Genomic DNA, 16,258 nt, shown 5'->3' with positions numbered 1-16,258 from the left:
AACGAGAAACGGCGGCATCCTTGCACGGGTTGAACAACCTGCGCAGAGCCGCCGTTTAACCTGTTGGTCACAGTGATGTGGTAGCGTGCGGTTTGGTGTGGTTTGTCTTGTTGTCAGGATAAACAATTGGCGTTGTCTTGGCGCTGTGGCACCTTATACTCTCCCGCCCCATCCTGCCCAGGCACAGCCTTCTAGCGGAATTGTCATGAAGATCACCATTTTATCCCGTGAGCCGAAAAACTACTCCACCCGCCGTCTGGTCGAGGTGGCGCAGGCGCGCGGTCATCAGGTAGAGGTGCTCGACACCCTGCGCTGCTATATGAATATCGCTTCCCACAACCCCTCCATTCACTACGAGGGTGGGGAGCTGGGAAGTTATGACGCCGTGATCCCGCGGATCGGGGCCAGCATTACCGCCTACGGCACCGCCGTGCTGCGCCAGTTCGAGATGATGAACACCATGGCCCTCAACAGCTCGGTGGCTATCAGTCGTTCCCGCGACAAGCTGCGGGCGATGCAACTGCTCTCCCGCCATGGCATCGGCCTGCCCATCACCGGCTATGCCCACAGCACCCACGACGTGCCCGACCTCATCACCATGGTGGGCGGGGCGCCGCTGGTGGTGAAGCTGCTGGAGGGAACCCAGGGGATTGGCGTGGTGCTGTGCGAGACCCAGAAAGCCGCCGAGAGCGTGATCGAGGCCTTTATCCAGACCAACAACAACATTCTGGTGCAGGAGTATATCCGCGAGGCCAATGGCGCCGATATCCGCTGTCTGGTGGTCAACGGCAAGGTGGTTGCCGCCATGCGCCGCCAGGCCCAGCCGGGGGAGTTTCGCTCCAACCTGCACCGTGGCGGCACCGCCGAGGCGATCAAGATCACCCCGGAAGAGCGCGCCACCGCGGTGCAGGCCGCCAAGATCATGGGACTGGATGTGGCGGGGGTGGATATCCTGCGCAGCGCCCGTGGCCCGCTGGTGCTGGAGGTCAACTCTTCCCCCGGCCTGCAAGGGGTGGAAGCCGCCTCGGGCAAGGATGTGGCCGGCAAGATCATCGAGTTCCTCGAACTCAAGGCGAGCCGCAAGAACAAACCGGCGGAGTGAGCCGCGGGCTTGCATCCGTCAGATAGAAACAGGGCGCCCTCGGGCGCCTTGTTGCTATCTGGCTGGTGGGTTGGCGGTGCCACTGCGCCCTCACCCTAACCCTCTCCCAAAGGGAGAGGGAACTCTCCGGCGGCGATCATCGCCAGCCGGGCGCTGAAAATTCCGTCCTTCAGCCGGGTATCGATCTGCCAGCCCAGCTTCTCGCAGATGCGCTGAATGATGGTGAGGCCACAGCCGTAGCCGAGGATCTGATCCGGCGCCGCCGCCGTCGGGTTGCTGATGGTGAGCACCGGGCCACACAGCTCGATGTCGATATGTCCCTCGGCATAGCTCAGGGCATTTTTCAGCAGGTTGCCGAGGGCGATGGCGAGCAGGGAGAGGGGGGCGTTGACTTCGCTGCTCTCGTCCAGATTAAGCCGGATATCGAGGGCCTCCCGCTGCAACAGCGGAGCGAGGCGGGCCAGCTCCTGACGGATCAGCGGGGTGACCTGTTGCAGCGGTCGCTCCACTGCCTCCTTGCGGCCCAGCAGCAGGAAGGTCTCGGTGAGCAGCGCCATCTCGTCGGCGGCGGCGCGGATGCGGATGGTGGCGCGGGCGGCCGGTGCGGGCAAGTCCGTCACCTTGCCGAGCAGGGCCGCCGAGCCCTGGATCACCATGTTGGGGGTGCGCAGCTCGTGGCTGGCGAAGCGGCTGAACTCCTGCTCGCGGGCGAACACTGCGCTCACCTCCTGCTTGCCGGCCAGCAGCGCCAGCTCGATATCCCTGAGCTCCTGCCAGGGGGCGTCGGGTTCGAAATCCGCCTGATCCGGGGTGAGGTGGGCGACCCTCTGTTGCAGCCGTTGCAGCGGCCCCGTGATATGGCGCACCAGCCAGATGCCGAAGCCGAGGCAGGCGAGCAGCAGCGCCAGCCCGATCAGTCGGGTGGCCAGATGCAGCTTGTCTTCGTAGGGGTCGAGGTAGTCGTCGGCGTCGTCGTTGAAGACCAGATAGAGCAGTCCCTCGCCGGAGGGGTGACGGGCCACCAGAAAGTGTTTGTCCTCTTTGCCCAGTTGGTGCTCGAAAAAGCCGGGGGTCTGGTAGGGCTTCAGCCACTTCGGCAGGCGGCCCGCCTCGGTCCAGTAGCTGGAGAACTGTCTGGGGCTCGGGGCAGCCGCAGCCGGGCCGAGTCGCAGCCAGTCATCGCTGTAGCGGGTCACTTCGGCTTCCAGCCAGTGGCGCAGGCTCAGCTCCTCCATCTTGTCCTCGGCCACCAGCATCAAGCCGGAGAGCAGGATCAGCAGCACCACCCCGGCGCCGCCGAGCGCCATGATCAGGCGGCGGCGCAGGCTCGGCAGGCTCATGCGCTCACCAGTCGATAGCCCTGACCGTGCAGGGTCTCCAGCATGGGAGTGGGGAAGGGTTTGTCGAGCGCGTTGCGCAGGGCGTAGATATGGCTGCGCAGGGCATCGGAGTCGGGCTCCTCATCCCCCCAGACGGTGTCGAGTACCTCCTGACGGCTGACGATGGCGGGGGCGCGGCGGGCCAGCAGGGCGAGGATTTGGAACGGGATCTTGCCGAGCTTGAGGGGCTCACCGGCGCGGGTGGCGCGGCCGCTGGCGACATCGACCGTCAGATCGCCAAAGCTGATGGCCCCCACATCGCCGCGCGGGCCACGCAGGCTCAGAGCTTGCAGTCGCACCTCCAGCTCCTCCATGGCGAAGGGCTTGACCAGATAGTCATCCCCTCCCGCCTTGAAGCCCGCCAGCTTGTCTTCCAGGCTGTCGCGGGCGGTGAGAAACAGCACGGGAGTGGCAATCCCCTGCTCGCGCAGGCGCGCCACTGTGCTGAGGCCATCGAGGCGCGGCATCATCACATCCATGATGATGACGTCGAAACGCTGCTCCTCCAGCAGTTGCAGCGCCGCCTGACCGTGATAGGCACAATCGAGGCGGTGACCGGCCAGCTCCAGATAATCCATGATGGTTTCCGCCACCTGAGGATTGTCTTCCACTACCAAAATCTTCATGCTTTGCTCTCCTGGTTGGCGAGCGTTTCACGCTCTTTTCACACCGGATTCGGCATCCTGTTTGCCAGTGTAACCCCGAGGATCCCTGATGAAGAAGTCTCTCTGCGCCCTCCTGCTGTTGATCTTGTTGCCACTTGGCACCGCACAGGCGACCGAATTCAAACTGACCGGCCGCACCACCTGGCAGCTTGGCCAGTTGATGGTCAACGGCATGCCGTTCGTGATCGACGACCAGACCCGCTTCAAGGATTGGCTCAACGAGGATGATCTCGGCGGTACCTGGGTCGAGATGAAGGGGGTGGTGGAGAACGGCGTGCGCTATGTACGCAAGGTCGAAGCCCTCGACGAAGATGACAAGGACGAGATGGATCTGGAGGGGCCGGTCGAAGGGGGGCGGATCTGGGGCTACACCACCTCGGACAACAGTCTGGCGCCGTTCGAAGGGCGCTGGCTCGAGCTGGAGTGCAAGTTTGACGGCATGCGCCTGAGCCGCTGTCGCGAGGATGACTGATCCGATCTCTGCGTTCCGATTAGAAATGCTCCCGAATGAAGCCCATGCTTGTCCAGCATGGGCTTTTTGTTCAGGGACGAACGAAGATGGAACAATCGAGAAAGTGGTGTGCATGGATGCTGGGTGTACCGCTCTGGGCGGTGCAGGCGGGAGCTGACGAATTGTGGCTGGTGGAGCTGGAGCACAGCGATGGCATCCGCCTGCAATTTCAGGGGGCCGAAGTGGAGCTGGGTAGTGCCGCCGTCTGGCGGCAGGGGGAGATTTGGCCACAGCCACTCAAACCCGGCGACCAGCTCGCCCTGCTGGTGGCCGATGGCGTTGCTACCCGGATTGAGCTGCTGGCCGCCAGAGCCCCGCTGGCCAATCTGCCCTGGCAGCGGGCGCAAGATCGCCTGCAATCCTTCGATGACCGGCAGCTCACGCTGGCAACCCTGGGCACAGTGCCACTCAATCCGCAGGTGCGCTGGGTCAACGGTTCGGCCGCCGATCTGCATGCCGGGAGCGAGCTGGTATTGATCCGTTCGGCGGATGGAATATTGCAGGGAATTGAAGTGATCAATCCGGAAGAGTAATTCAGCATCTTCTTATTTAATATGGTTTCACCATATTGTGGCAGCCATTAAATAATGGCTGCCACAATATTTATGATTTATTCCTCAATAAAGTCATCACTCTAATTATTTTCCTGTATCACCATTATTTTGTTTGTCATGAATGTTTTTTGGTGGTTTATTTTATTTGTGTCAGGTTTTGTCGGAGTCCATACCTGTCAAATGAAAAAGGATATTTCTACACAATAACAATTATCGTATGTCTGAAAGAGGGATAAATGATGAATAGAATAATTACCGCCAATCTGGCGTTTTTGGCGTCTTCATTGATGCTCGCTCAGGTGCAGGCGGCTGAACCTGTCTACCCTGATCAGGTCAAGTGGGCGGGTCTTGGCACGGGCGTCTGTGCCAGTGGTTATCGTCCTCTGACCCGCGATGAAGCCATGAGTATCAAGGGTAATCTGGTCAGCCGCATGGGGCAGTGGCAGATCACCGGGCTGGCGGATCGCTGGGTGATCATGGGGCCGGGATATAATGGCGAAATCAAACAGGGCACTGCCGGAGAAACCTGGTGTTATCCCAACTCACCGGTTTCCGGAGAAATACCAACACTCTCTGACTGGAATATTCCAGCGGGTGATGAGGTCGATGTGCAATGGCGTCTTGTCCACGACAATGATTATTTTATCAAGCCGGTCAGTTATCTCGCTCATTATTTGGGATACGCCTGGGTGGGTGGAAATCATAGCCCCTATGTCGGGGAAGATATGGATGTTACCCGGGTTGGCGATGGCTGGTTGATAAAGGGAAATAATGATGGAGGCTGCTCCGGATATCGTTGCGGGGAGAAGAGCTCCATCAAGGTAAGCAACTTCTCATATACCCTGGAACCCGACTCTTTCAGCCATGGTCAGGTCACCGAGAGCGGCAAGCAGCTGGTCAAGACCATCACGGCCAATGCGACCAACTACACCGACCTGCCCCAGCAGGTGGTAGTGACCCTGAAGTACGACAAGGCCACCAACTGGTCGAAGACCGACACCTACAGTCTGAGCGAGAAGGTGACCACCAAGAACAAGTTCCAGTGGCCGCTGGTGGGTGAGACCGAGCTTGCCATCGAGATTGCGGCGAGCCAGAGCTGGGCTTCCCAACACGGGGGCTCGACCACCGAGACCGTCTCGGTTGAAGCGCGCCCCACGGTGCCGCCTCACTCCAGCCTGCCGGTGCGGGTTGCCCTCTACAAGTCCAACATCTCCTACCCCTACGAGTTCAAGGCCGAGGTCAATTATGACCTGACCATGAAGGGCTTCCTGCGTTGGGGCGGCAATGCCTGGTATACCCATCCTGAGAATCGTCCCACCTGGGAGCACACCTTTGCCGTCGGCCCGTTCCGCGACAAGGCCAGCAGCATTCGCTACCAGTGGGACAAGCGTTATATCCCGGGTGAAGTGAAGTGGTGGGACTGGAACTGGACCATCAGCGAGTATGGTTTGTCGACCATGCAGAATAACCTGGGGCGTGTGCTGCGCCCGATCCGTTCGGCGGTGACCGGTGACTTCTATGCCGAGAGCCAGTTTGCCGGTGATATCGAGATTGGTCAGCCCCAGACCCGTTCCGCGGCCTCTGCTCAGTTGCGTAACGCCTCTGCAGAGGGTGTGGCGCTTACCGGTGTGGATCTGGATAGCGAGGCCCTTGCCAACGAAGGGTTTGGCAATGTATCCCTGACCATAGTTCCAGTTCAATAACCTCCCTCACAGGCCCCTTTCATAGGGGCCTGTTTCTGTTCTGCGCAAGACGATGCACTTGCCCAGCGCACCTCGCTTTTCCCTCTTTTTGTCCTCTTGTCCCTGAATGCTCACAACGGGAACCTGTGGCGTGCCAAGGGGATGCCAACGCAGGTTTGACCTCTGTTTGGGGTGGCCCCGTGAGCGAGGCATTGTTCACTCATTTGTTGAAAGAGGCGTGTTGGCCAGATTGTTAACGGCTTGTGCTTTAGATTTTCCCCCTTATACTGGCGCCATCTTGTCGGAGTGCTGACCGTCGAACGACGCGAAGCTGAGACCGTTAATTCGGGATCCGTGGAACCTGATCAGGTTAAAACCTGCGAAGGGAACAAGGGTAACTTGCGGGTTACCGCGCCGGAGGAGGAACAAGCCTCTTCCGCTCATCAAAGGGCTCACCCTTGATGGGTCAGGGCGCACAGGAGGGAGTCTGTCCCGTCCGGTTTTCCAGCACGTGGGGCGCCTTGCCCACCGCGTGCAGAGAGCGGGAAGTGGCAGAACAGCAGCGCGGAGATCTATCCCGCGCGCACTCCCTCCCGAGATAAACACCCCGCCGCAAGTTCATCTTCTCCTCGAACTCCAGACAAGCAAACACCCATAACTTCAACCAGTTAATGTGAGTTTTGCTATGTCTACTTCTGTATCTGATACCGCCAAATCCAGCCGCCGCGAGCAGCGCTCCAGCGCCCAAGCTTTTATCGACAGCCTCAAGGGGATGGCTCATCCCAATTCCCGCCGCATCTTTATCGAAGGCTCCCGCCCCGATATCCGTGTTCCCCTGCGGGAGATCCAGCTGGCCGACACCTTCGTCGGCGGCACCAAAGAAGATCCCCGGTTCGAGCCCAACGAGCCGGTGCCGGTCTACGACACTTCTGGCCGTTACGGGGAGGAGGGGGTCGCCATCGACGTGCGCCGCGGCCTGCCGCGCCTGCGGGAGAACTGGGTGCTGGAGCGCGATGACACCGACGAACTGCCGGGGCTCAGCTCCACCTTCACCCAGGAGCGGCTGGCCGACGAGGGGCTGGATCACCTGCGCTTCGAGCATCTGCCCAAGCCACGCCGTGCCAAGCCGGGCCGCCGGGTCACCCAGCTCCACTACGCCCGTGCCGGTATCGTTACTCCCGAGATGGAATTTATCGCCATTCGCGAGAACATGGGGCGCGAGCGGGTGCGCTCCGAGCTGTTGCGTACCCAGCATCCGGGCCGCGATTTTGGTGCCCGTTTGCCCCAGAACATCACCCCCGAATTTGTGCGTGATGAAGTAGCCGCCGGTCGCGCCATCATCCCCAGCAACATCAACCACCCGGAAGCGGAGCCGATGATCATCGGCCGCAATTTCCTGGTGAAGATCAACGCCAACATCGGCAACTCGGCGGTCACCTCCAGCATCGAAGAGGAAGTCGAAAAGCTGGTCTGGTCGACCCGCTGGGGCGCCGACACCGTGATGGATCTCTCCACCGGTCGCTACATCCACGAGACCCGCGAGTGGATCCTGCGCAACAGCCCGGTGCCCATCGGTACCGTGCCCATTTATCAGGCGCTGGAGAAGACCAACGGCATCGCCGAAGACCTCACCTGGGAGCTGTTCCGCGATACCCTGCTGGAGCAGGCCGAGCAGGGGGTGGACTACTTCACCATCCACGCCGGCGTCCTGCTGCGCTTCGTGCCGATGACCGCCAAGCGCCTCACCGGCATCGTGTCGCGCGGCGGCAGCATCATGGCCAAGTGGTGCCTCTCCCACCACAAGGAGAACTTCCTCTACCAGCACTTTCGCGAAATCTGCGAGATCTGCGCCGCCTATGACGTGGCCCTGTCGCTGGGCGACGGTCTGCGCCCCGGCTCCGTCTATGACGCCAACGACGAGGCCCAGTTCGCCGAGCTGCGCACCCTGGGCGAGCTGACCAAAATCGCGTGGGAGTACGACGTGCAGGTGATGATCGAGGGCCCCGGCCACGTGCCGATGCACATGATCGAGCGCAACATGACCGAGCAGCTGGAGCACTGCCACGAGGCGCCTTTCTATACGCTGGGCCCGCTCACCACCGACATTGCGCCGGGTTACGATCACTTCACCTCCGGCATCGGCGCCGCGCTCATCGGCTGGTATGGCTGCGCCATGCTCTGCTACGTCACCCCCAAGGAGCATCTGGGGCTGCCCAACAAGGAGGATGTGAAGCAGGGGCTGATTACCTACAAGATCGCCGCCCACGCCGCCGATCTGGCCAAGGGGCATCCGGGCGCCCAGATCCGCGACAACGCCATGTCCAAGGCGCGCTTCGAGTTCCGCTGGGAGGATCAGTTCAATCTGGCCCTCGACCCCGACACCGCCCGCGCCTACCACGACGAAACCCTGCCGCAGGAGTCCGGCAAGGTGGCCCACTTCTGCTCTATGTGCGGGCCCAAGTTCTGTTCCATGAAGATCACTCAGGATGTACGCGACTACGCCGCCAAGCTGGAAGCCGTAGAGATAAAGCTGGTCGGCATGGACGGCCAGCAGGAGCAGGTAGTGGCTCAGGTGGAGAGCGGCATGGCCCGCATGGCTGAGACTTTCAAGGAGACTGGCGGCGAGATCTACCATCAGGCGGCGGCGCTGAAACAGGCCGCAGGGGAGGAGGCGTGAGCAGCGCAAGCGGGGCTGTCAGCCCCGCCGACCTGTCGCCCGTGACGGACTCGCTGCCTGTGGTCTGGACCATCGCCGGTTCCGACTCCGGCGGCGGCGCCGGCATTCAGGCCGACTTGCACACATTGCACGACCTCGGCGTGCACGGCTGCTCGGTCATCTCTGCCATCACCGCCCAGAACTCGGTGGCGGTGAAGATGGTTGACCCCGTGCTGATGCAGACCTTCACCGCCCAGATCGACGCCCTTGGCGTCGATCTGCCGCCCGCCGCCATCAAGATAGGCCTGCTGCCGACCCGGCTTCACGTCGAGGTGCTGGCCCGCCGACTGGCAACTATCGAAGCCCCCTTCGTGGTCTACGACCCCGTGGCCATCGCCAGCACCGGCACCCCGATGGCGGAGCCCAATATGCTGGAGGCGGTGCGCGAGCAGCTGTTGCCGCGCCTCTCCTTGATCACCCCCAACGGCCCCGAGCTGGAAGCCCTGACCGGACTGCCGGTCAGCAGCCCCGAACTGGAGCGCCTTGCCGCCCGCCGCCTGCGTGAACTCGGCGCTCGCGCCGTGCTGGTCAAGGGGGGTCATCTTGAGTGGAGCGGCGAGCTGTGTCTGGACTACTACCAGGATGAGACCCGCGAATTCTGGCTGGCAGCGCCGCGCCTCGATACCCGCCACGGCCACGGCACCGGCTGCTGCTACGCCAGCGCCATCGCCGCCGTGGTGGCGCAGGATTATCCGGTAGAGGATGCCATCACCCTCGCTCGTGCCTACCTGCAACAGGGCTTGGCGGCGGCGCAAGGAGTGGGCGCAGGCCCGGGGCCCATCGCCCATCTCGGCTGGCCAGCCGATCTTGCCCACTTCCCCCGCGCCGTGTTGGCAGGCTCAACCCTCGATTGCCGCTTCGGGCTTTATGAAGCGAGCAGCGCCCGCCTGCCGCAGGGCCCCTTCGCGCCGACCGAACACAACCTCGGTCTCTATCCGGTGGTCGATTCGGTCAAGTGGCTGCGCCGCCTGCTGGGGGCTGGGGTCAAGACCATCCAGCTGCGGATCAAGAATCTGCCCGCCGCCCAGGTGGCACCAGCCATTCGTGATGCGGTTGAGCTTGGCCGCCGCCATGGGGCGCGGCTCTTTATCAACGACTACTGGCAGCAGGCCATCGAGGCGGGCGCCTGGGGCGTGCATCTGGGGCAGGAGGATATGGAGACCGCCGATCTCGCCGCCATTCAGGCGACCGGGCTGCGCCTTGGCATCTCCACCCACGGCTACTTCGAGCTGATGCGGGCCCGCGAGCTGGCCCCCTCCTACATCGCGCTGGGCCATATCTTCCCGACCAACACCAAGGCGATGCCCTCACGCCCGCAGGGGCTGGTGCGGCTGCATCGCTACCGCGCCCTGATGGCGGAGTGGCCGACGGTGGCCATCGGCGGCATCAGCGAGGAGCGGGTGGCGGCGGTCAAGGCAAGCGGAGTCGGCAGTATCGCGCTGGTCTCGGCCATCACTGCCAGCGACGACTGGCAGGGGGCGACCGAGCGGCTGCTTGCTGCCGTGGGGGCAGGGGATGAGCCGCGCTCGGCGCAGCTCATGACCGACATGCAGGAGGTGGAACATGCTCTCTGATGCGGAATACCTCAGATATGGCCGCCAGCTGATGCTGGCGGAAGTGGGGGAGGCGGGTCAGGCACGGCTGAAAGATAAGTCCGTGCTGATCGTGGGCTTGGGCGGGCTCGGCTCGCCGCTCGCCCTCTATCTGGCTGGCGCCGGGGTGGGCACCTTGTGGCTGGCCGATGGCGATACCGTCGATTCCAGCAACCTGCCGCGCCAGATCCTGTTCGATAGCGAGGCAGTCAACCACTCCAAGGCGGAGCTGGCCCGCGAGCGCTTGGCCGCCCACAACCCGCTGGTGGAGCTGATTGCCATCAACCAGCGGCTCGATGCCGCCAGCCTGCCGGAGTTTGTGGCCGAGGTAGATCTGGTGATCGACTGCTGCGACAACCTGGCCACCCGCCAGGCCATCAACGCCGCCTGCGTGGGGCAGGGCAAGCCCTGGATCTCCGCCGCCGCAGTCGGCTGGCAGGGGCAGCTGATGGCGCGCACCAGCAGCGATCACGCCTGCTATGCCTGCCTCTATCCGCTGGATACCAAGCTCGTCCAGAGCTGCAAAACCAGCGGCGTCACCGGCCCGCTGGTCGGAGTGATGGGCTCTTTGCAGGCGCTGGAGGCACTGAAACTGCTGCTCGGGATACCGAGCCCGGTCGCGGGCACATTGCGCCGCTTCGATGCCCTGGCCCATCAGTGGCAGACCCTCACTCTGGCTCCCGACCCCGATTGCCCGGTCTGCGGGCAGCACCGATGCCCGACACACGATAAGGAGATCACCCCATGACCCTCACCATTCGACTCAACGATAAAGCCCAGCCGCTGGCGGCAGGACAGAGCGTGGCCGACCTGCTGGCGGCGCAAGACGTTAATCCCCAAGGGGTGGCGGTGGCCCTTAACGGCGCCGTGCTGCCCCGTGGCCGCTGGGCCGAGATCCGTCTCAATGACGGGGATGAACTTCACCTCTTCACTGCCATTGCAGGAGGCTGACATGCTGACAATTGCCGATCACACCTTCTCATCGCGTCTCTTTACCGGCACCGGCAAGTTTGCCCGCCCGGATCTGATGGCCGCCGCCATCGAAGCGAGCGGCTCCCAGCTGGTCACCATGGCCATCAAGCGGCTCGAACCGGGCAAGGCCCACGATGATATCCTGAGCCCCTTGCTGCAACTCGGGATCAAGCTGCTGCCCAACACCTCCGGCGCCAAGACCGCCGCCGAGGCGGTGTTTGCCGCCCATCTTGCCCGCGAGGCGCTGGGGACGAACTGGCTCAAGCTGGAGATCCACCCCGATCCTCGTTACCTCTTGCCCGATCCCATCGAGACGCTGAAAGCCGCCGAGCAGCTGGTGAAAGAGGGCTTTGTGGTGCTGCCCTACTGTGGTGCCGACCCCGTGCTCTGCAAGCGGCTGGAAGAGGTGGGCTGCGCCGCAGTGATGCCGCTCGGCGCGCCCATCGGCTCCAATCAGGGGCTGGTGACCCGGGAGTTTCTCGCCATCATCGTCGAGCAGGCCAATGTGCCGGTGGTGGTGGATGCGGGGATCGGTGCGCCGAGCCACGCCGCCGCCGCCTTTGAACTGGGGGCCGATGCCGTGCTGGTCAACACCGCCATCGCGGTGAGCGGCGACCCGGTCGCCATGGGCCGCGCCTTTGCGCTGGCCTGCACCGCCGGGCGCAGCGCCTATGAGGCAGGTCTTGGCGCCCGCGCCCTGCAGGCCCAAGCCTCCAGCCCGCTGACCGATTTTCTGGGGGTGTTATGAGTCATGAAACAGGGGCGACTATGAACATCTCCCCCTTGCCCCAAGGGCAGCCAGAGGTTTGCCCCCCTCTCCCTCTGGGAGAGGGGCTGGGGGTGAGGGCACTGGGTGTAAGGGCTAAGGAGCCTTCCTTTCTCGACCGATGGCAGGAGCTGGAGTGGGACGATATCGGCATGCAGATCCGCGCCAAGACCGCCGCCGATGTAGAGCGGGCGCTGGGTTCACCCCGCCGTACCTTGGCCGATTTTATGGCGCTGATCTCGCCAGCTGCCGAAGCCTATCTGCCGCAGATGGCGGCCGAGGCCGAGCGGCTCACCCGCCAGCGTTTTGGCAACACCATCGGCTTCTATGTGCCGCTCTATCTGTCGAACCTCTGCGCCAACGACTGCACCTACTGCGGCTTCTCCATGAGCAACCGCCTCAAGCGCAAGACCTTGAATAGCGAGGAGATTGAACGCGAGTGTCTGGCCATCAAGGCGCGTGGTTTTGACAGCGTGCTGCTGGTGACCGGCGAGCACGAGCACAAGGTGGGGCTCGCCTATTTTCGCGAGGTGATGCCCATCATCCGCCGCCACTTCAGCACGGTAGGGATGGAGGTGCAGCCCCTCTCGCAGGCCGAATATGCCGAACTGAAAACTCTCGGCCTCGACGCCGTCATGGTCTATCAGGAGACCTACCACGCTCCCACCTACGCCCGCCATCACCTGCGCGGCAACAAGCGGGACATCGCATGGCGGCTCGCCACGCCGGATCGGCTCGGCCGCGCCGGTATCGACAAAATCGGGTTGGGGGCGCTCATCGGCCTCTCCTCGGATTGGCGCGCCGATAGCTACTTTGTCGCCGAGCATCTGAGCTGGCTTGAGCGCCACCACTGGCAGAGCCGCTATTCGCTCTCCTTCCCGCGCCTGCGCCCCTGCACCGGTGGGCTGGAGCCTGCCGTGGTCATGTCGGATCGCCAGCTGGCCCAGCTTATCTGCGCCTGGCGTCTCTTCTCGCCCACGATGGACTTGTCGCTCTCGACTCGCGAGTCCGCCACCTTCCGCAACGGCGCGGTGCGCCTTGGTATCACCCAGATGTCGGCCGAGTCACGCACCCAGCCGGGTGGCTATGCCGAGGGGGATGCTGAGGAGCTGGAGCAGTTCGCCATCCACGACGACCGCCCGGTGGGGGAAGTGGCCGCCGCCGTGCGGCAGGCGGGGTTGCAGCCGGTGTTCAAGGACTGGGAGCCGTTTTTGGGTCGTTAACGACGTTTACACCTGAGGTAACAGACAGCGGCAAGCAGATCGGAGGGGCAGACCCCGCCACTGCTTGCCGCTTTGCTTTGTTTGCTCCAACAAGATTGTTTCGTTGGCGCGACGATGGCTCTTGACATCGTTTCGCCAGTGCAAAAATCGTGGACGTGAGGCAAGTGACCGTGCTGGCCATCACATTTATATATCACGCCGACTTTTAGCTATTTAGATCCAATTTAAGTAAATTATAAATTGTATATAATCTCTGCTATTTCCCAATTAGTGTAGGTATTTCCTGTAAAACACACGGCTTTCCCATATTGAATTGGGTTTCTAGCCATTTTTTCGATATCAACTCTAACAGACTTTGGTAATCCATCTACCCAGGTTTTAGAAAAATAAACATTCTCTATATAACTGAAAATCAATTCAATTAGTCTGCTGGGAAGTAAGTTCTTATCTATAGCTGAAAGTGACTCCACAAAGCGAGTACATTTTTTGAAAACCTTCGGCCATGAAAAAACAATAGCATATCCGTTTTTTGTTGTAAGAGTATTTATTGAAAGATTTTCAACGAATTGCACATTGGGTGTTAACATTTGTAGCCTCTCTCCAGCCAGTGAAAAGTCAGGAGAGAATGTTCCGCTAACGGCTAGGCTTAAATCGCCAGTAAAGTAAAATGATGCACTATTAAATTCATCCCATTTACATAGTTTGTAGTGGTTTGTATATATATATCAAGAGTTTTTTTAAAATCATCCAATCCTTTTGAAAAGCCTTGAAGCATGCTATTCAATGTTATTTGTACCTCAAGTTGTTGTTCGACAGACATGCCTCTATCTACATTTTCTCTCATGAAGGGGAGCCCCTTAACTGCACTTATTTTTTTAAAATACTCAAGTGCGTAAGCACGATATCCAGCCAAGAAACATTGAAATGATGAGCCATTATATATTTCATCCTCGATAGGACTAAACATAGACTTGTCGTGTAAGCTACAGAAACCTTTAAAGGTTGATGCTTTTTGCAACCCAATCTTCGATATACATTCTTTTCCTATTGTGTCTATCCCGAATGTATAAACATGATTGGTTTCGTCAGCGACATGTTTTAGTGGGCCATTTTTCTGAATTGAGTGAGCATCAATTATTTTGCTTGTGCAGGTTTCTTGGCTTGCATCAGGATGTAAGCATTGTTTATGGCTTTTTTTTGTTTTTAATTCAGCTAGTAAACGACCAATGGAATGAGGTTCTTCATTTGAACGGAGGTAGTGGCACTTTTTATATTTTTTACCTGAACCACACCAACATGGCTCATTTCTATTTGTTTTATCCATATTTCTTATTTCCAAATATAAAGATTTTATTCATGGTGGTAGTGTATCGCCAATGTCAATTTGTCAGAAGTATTTAATGTAAAGATTGAGGTATACTGCAAATTATCAATGGTTGGATATATTTATCCCCATATATTACTTAATATTCTTGAGGTACTTGGTTAGCGAGAAAGGCAGAGCAAATTCCTTCATACCAGCCAACCTGTCCAGCTCTGTCTGACCAATCTGCTGCAATTGGGTTTGCTGGGCTTGAGTGAGCGTGGTGGTTCTCGCCTTGATTAAGGTGTCGAGAAAACTGCGGTCTCCCTCAACCGCCTGATGGAACGCCTTGATCGCCAGCGCATCCACTTCTGCTGCGGTGCAGCGCTCCATGCTTTTCTCATGCAGATAGATCAGCACGGTCGTCTGTTGTTCCTTCTCCAGTGACCAGAAGGGGTCGCTTTTTGCGGGCAGTATGGCGCTGTGTTGTGACTTGATCGCTTCACATCGCTCAAATGCCGGATCCAGATCGTGTAGTGACAGGGCAAAGGCGCTGGCGCTGGTTGCAAGCAGCGCAAAGAGCAAGGCAAGGCGTCTGTAGAAGGAGAGACTCCTGCTACCCGGCGCCTTGTCTATTGCAGGGCTGTTGCGGCTGCTCATCGGCTTATGACTGCTTTTTCAGAAAGTAACTGATATGCCCCGGCGGCATATCGGGCAGCTGGCCAAAGACTTCATAACCCTGCTTCTGGTAGAAGGGGAGGGCCTGAAAACTGGTGGTTTCCAGATGGTAGTTGCTGATGCCCTTGCTTTGGGCGTACTGCTCCATGGCGCCGAGCAGGCGGCCACCCCAGCCATCGCGGCGGATGCTTTCGTCGACCCAGAGCCAGTCGACGTGAAGCCAGCCCCACTTGATGTCGGCGATGATGCCGCCGTGTACCTTGCCCTCTTTATCCTTGATAAAGCTTGCGATCCGCTCGCGCAGATGGGGGCCGGCGTGATCCTTGTTGAAGCCCGAGAGGCCAATGCGCAGCGCTTCGATCTCATCGTCCTGAGGCGGTTGGGGTGGGGTGAGTTGCATATGGGCTCCTGCGGTATGGGTTGTGGCGGCGTCAAAAGGTTAAAGCAATACCCGTTTGGGCTCTGTTTGGTCAAGTGTTCTGGTCGTTCGCCGCCAGCGTACATGGCATGGCGGCCAGTCAATGGCCCTTGCAACTTCTATCCCCGCTTGCATCACCCCAGAGTGAGGCGCAGACTGTTTGGCCTTGTTTTTATGCGATTCGATTCAAGGCAACCATCATGACTCCTGCCATCAACCTGCTGAAGAAGCTCAAAATCCCCCACAAGCTCTACCCCTACGAGTGCGAAGCCCACGACGATTTCGGCAAGCATGCCGCGACCCAGCTCGGGCTGCCGGAGGCACAGGTATTCAAGACCCTGATCGCCCACCACGACAAACAGGCGGTGGTGGCCATCGTGCCCTCATCCGGCATGTGCAGCCTGAAGCAGCTGGCCAAGGCGACCGGTCTCAAGAAGGTGGAGATGATGAAACCGGCGGAAGCGGAGAAGCTGACCGGTTACAAGGTGGGCGGCATCAGCCCGCTGGCCCAGAAGAAACTGCTGCCCACCGTGCTCGACGAGTCGGCGCTGCAGTTTGACGAGATCCTGGTGAGCGGCGGCAAGCGCGGCCTCTCGGTCGGGGTGGCGCCGCAGGATATGCTGACGCTGATGAAGTGGATCGCCGCACCTATCGGCGAAGAGTAGTGCCGGGCACGGTGTGAACTTGCTCTCCGGGT

The 16,258-nt window shown here is 60.2% G+C and carries 17 protein-coding genes and 1 riboswitch; of the genes, 11 read left to right on the top strand and 6 right to left on the bottom strand.

What is annotated here, in order from left to right:
* The first annotated feature begins 205 nt into the window (after positions 1-205).
* Entirely contained in the window at positions 206-1,102 is an 897-nt protein-coding gene (rimK, locus tag LRL22_RS12210; RefSeq protein ID WP_270905485.1) for a 30S ribosomal protein S6--L-glutamate ligase, read from the top strand.
* A gap of 95 nt (positions 1,103-1,197) precedes the next feature.
* On the opposite strand, the gene LRL22_RS12205 is transcribed toward rimK, so the two are convergent.
* Both LRL22_RS12205 and LRL22_RS12200 read right to left on the bottom strand, forming a co-directional pair.
* Positions 1,198-2,442 carry a sensor histidine kinase gene (locus LRL22_RS12205; RefSeq protein ID WP_216952774.1) on the bottom strand — a complete coding sequence of 415 codons (1,245 nt, stop codon included), beginning with the start codon at positions 2,440-2,442 and terminating at the stop codon, positions 1,198-1,200.
* Positions 2,439-3,107 (bottom strand): response regulator transcription factor, encoded by a 669-nt coding sequence (locus tag LRL22_RS12200; RefSeq protein WP_019446511.1) that lies wholly within the window; start codon positions 3,105-3,107, stop codon positions 2,439-2,441. Before LRL22_RS12200 ends, LRL22_RS12205 begins: the two co-directional genes overlap by 4 nt.
* Before the next feature lie 88 nt (positions 3,108-3,195).
* On the opposite strand from LRL22_RS12200, the gene LRL22_RS12195 reads away from it, so the two are divergent.
* The 9 genes from LRL22_RS12195 to thiH all read left to right on the top strand — a co-directional run bounded on the left by LRL22_RS12195 (position 3,196) and on the right by thiH (position 13,162).
* Complete coding sequence (locus LRL22_RS12195; protein ID WP_005340092.1) at positions 3,196-3,618, top strand: hypothetical protein; 423 nt, start codon at positions 3,196-3,198, stop codon at positions 3,616-3,618.
* Between the two features lie 86 nt (positions 3,619-3,704).
* Positions 3,705-4,190: a hypothetical protein gene (locus tag LRL22_RS12190; protein WP_270905484.1), complete on the top strand. Its 486-nt coding sequence runs from the start codon at positions 3,705-3,707 to the stop codon at positions 4,188-4,190.
* A gap of 260 nt (positions 4,191-4,450) precedes the next feature.
* Positions 4,451-5,914, top strand: coding sequence for an aerolysin AerA (gene aerA, locus LRL22_RS12185; protein ID WP_270905518.1), 1,464 nt, complete (start codon positions 4,451-4,453; stop codon positions 5,912-5,914).
* A gap of 271 nt (positions 5,915-6,185) precedes the next feature.
* Positions 6,186-6,298, top strand: a riboswitch (TPP riboswitch).
* A 280-nt stretch (positions 6,299-6,578) separates the two neighbouring features.
* Positions 6,579-8,570 carry a phosphomethylpyrimidine synthase ThiC gene (gene thiC, locus LRL22_RS12180; RefSeq protein WP_270905483.1) on the top strand — a complete coding sequence of 664 codons (1,992 nt, stop codon included), beginning with the start codon at positions 6,579-6,581 and terminating at the stop codon, positions 8,568-8,570.
* Complete coding sequence (gene thiE / locus LRL22_RS12175; RefSeq protein ID WP_270905482.1) at positions 8,567-10,183, top strand: thiamine phosphate synthase; 1,617 nt, start codon at positions 8,567-8,569, stop codon at positions 10,181-10,183. Before thiC ends, thiE begins: the two co-directional genes overlap by 4 nt.
* Positions 10,173-10,949 carry a HesA/MoeB/ThiF family protein gene (locus LRL22_RS12170; protein WP_270905481.1) on the top strand — a complete coding sequence of 259 codons (777 nt, stop codon included), beginning with the start codon at positions 10,173-10,175 and terminating at the stop codon, positions 10,947-10,949. Before thiE ends, LRL22_RS12170 begins: the two co-directional genes overlap by 11 nt.
* The gene (gene thiS, locus LRL22_RS12165) at positions 10,946-11,152 is read left to right on the top strand and encodes a sulfur carrier protein ThiS (RefSeq protein WP_101531477.1); all 207 of its coding nucleotides are present in this window, start codon (positions 10,946-10,948) and stop codon (positions 11,150-11,152) included. Before LRL22_RS12170 ends, thiS begins: the two co-directional genes overlap by 4 nt.
* 1 nt (position 11,153) lies before the next feature.
* The gene (locus tag LRL22_RS12160) at positions 11,154-11,921 is read left to right on the top strand and encodes a thiazole synthase (protein ID WP_270905480.1); all 768 of its coding nucleotides are present in this window, start codon (positions 11,154-11,156) and stop codon (positions 11,919-11,921) included.
* 20 nt (positions 11,922-11,941) lie between these two features.
* Complete coding sequence (thiH, locus tag LRL22_RS12155; protein WP_270905479.1) at positions 11,942-13,162, top strand: 2-iminoacetate synthase ThiH; 1,221 nt, start codon at positions 11,942-11,944, stop codon at positions 13,160-13,162.
* Positions 13,163-13,395: 233 nt separating this feature from the next.
* On the opposite strand, the gene LRL22_RS12150 is transcribed toward thiH, so the two are convergent.
* The 4 genes from LRL22_RS12150 to LRL22_RS12135 all read right to left on the bottom strand — a co-directional run bounded on the left by LRL22_RS12150 (position 13,396) and on the right by LRL22_RS12135 (position 15,543).
* Positions 13,396-13,749 carry a hypothetical protein gene (locus LRL22_RS12150; protein WP_270905478.1) on the bottom strand — a complete coding sequence of 118 codons (354 nt, stop codon included), beginning with the start codon at positions 13,747-13,749 and terminating at the stop codon, positions 13,396-13,398.
* Positions 13,750-13,808: 59 nt separating this feature from the next.
* The gene (locus LRL22_RS12145; protein ID WP_270905477.1) at positions 13,809-14,486 is read right to left on the bottom strand and encodes an SEC-C domain-containing protein; all 678 of its coding nucleotides are present in this window, start codon (positions 14,484-14,486) and stop codon (positions 13,809-13,811) included.
* A 135-nt stretch (positions 14,487-14,621) separates the two neighbouring features.
* Complete coding sequence (locus tag LRL22_RS12140; protein ID WP_270905476.1) at positions 14,622-15,125, bottom strand: hypothetical protein; 504 nt, start codon at positions 15,123-15,125, stop codon at positions 14,622-14,624.
* Between the two features lie 4 nt (positions 15,126-15,129).
* On the bottom strand, positions 15,130-15,543 hold the full coding sequence (locus LRL22_RS12135) for a GNAT family N-acetyltransferase (protein ID WP_270905475.1): 414 nt from the start codon (positions 15,541-15,543) through the stop codon (positions 15,130-15,132).
* 218 nt (positions 15,544-15,761) lie between these two features.
* Here LRL22_RS12135 and ybaK point away from each other — a divergent pair, with 218 nt between their 5' ends.
* Positions 15,762-16,226, top strand: coding sequence for a Cys-tRNA(Pro) deacylase (gene ybaK / locus LRL22_RS12130; RefSeq protein ID WP_033135644.1), 465 nt, complete (start codon positions 15,762-15,764; stop codon positions 16,224-16,226).
* Positions 16,227-16,258 lie beyond the last annotated feature (32 nt).

It is taken from the genome of Aeromonas sp. PI_26, from assembly GCF_027854445.1.
Classification (GTDB): Bacteria; Pseudomonadota; Gammaproteobacteria; order Enterobacterales; family Aeromonadaceae; genus Aeromonas; species Aeromonas veronii.
Note: the sequence above shows the minus strand (reverse complement) of the source record. Positions and strands in the feature narration are given on the sequence as shown.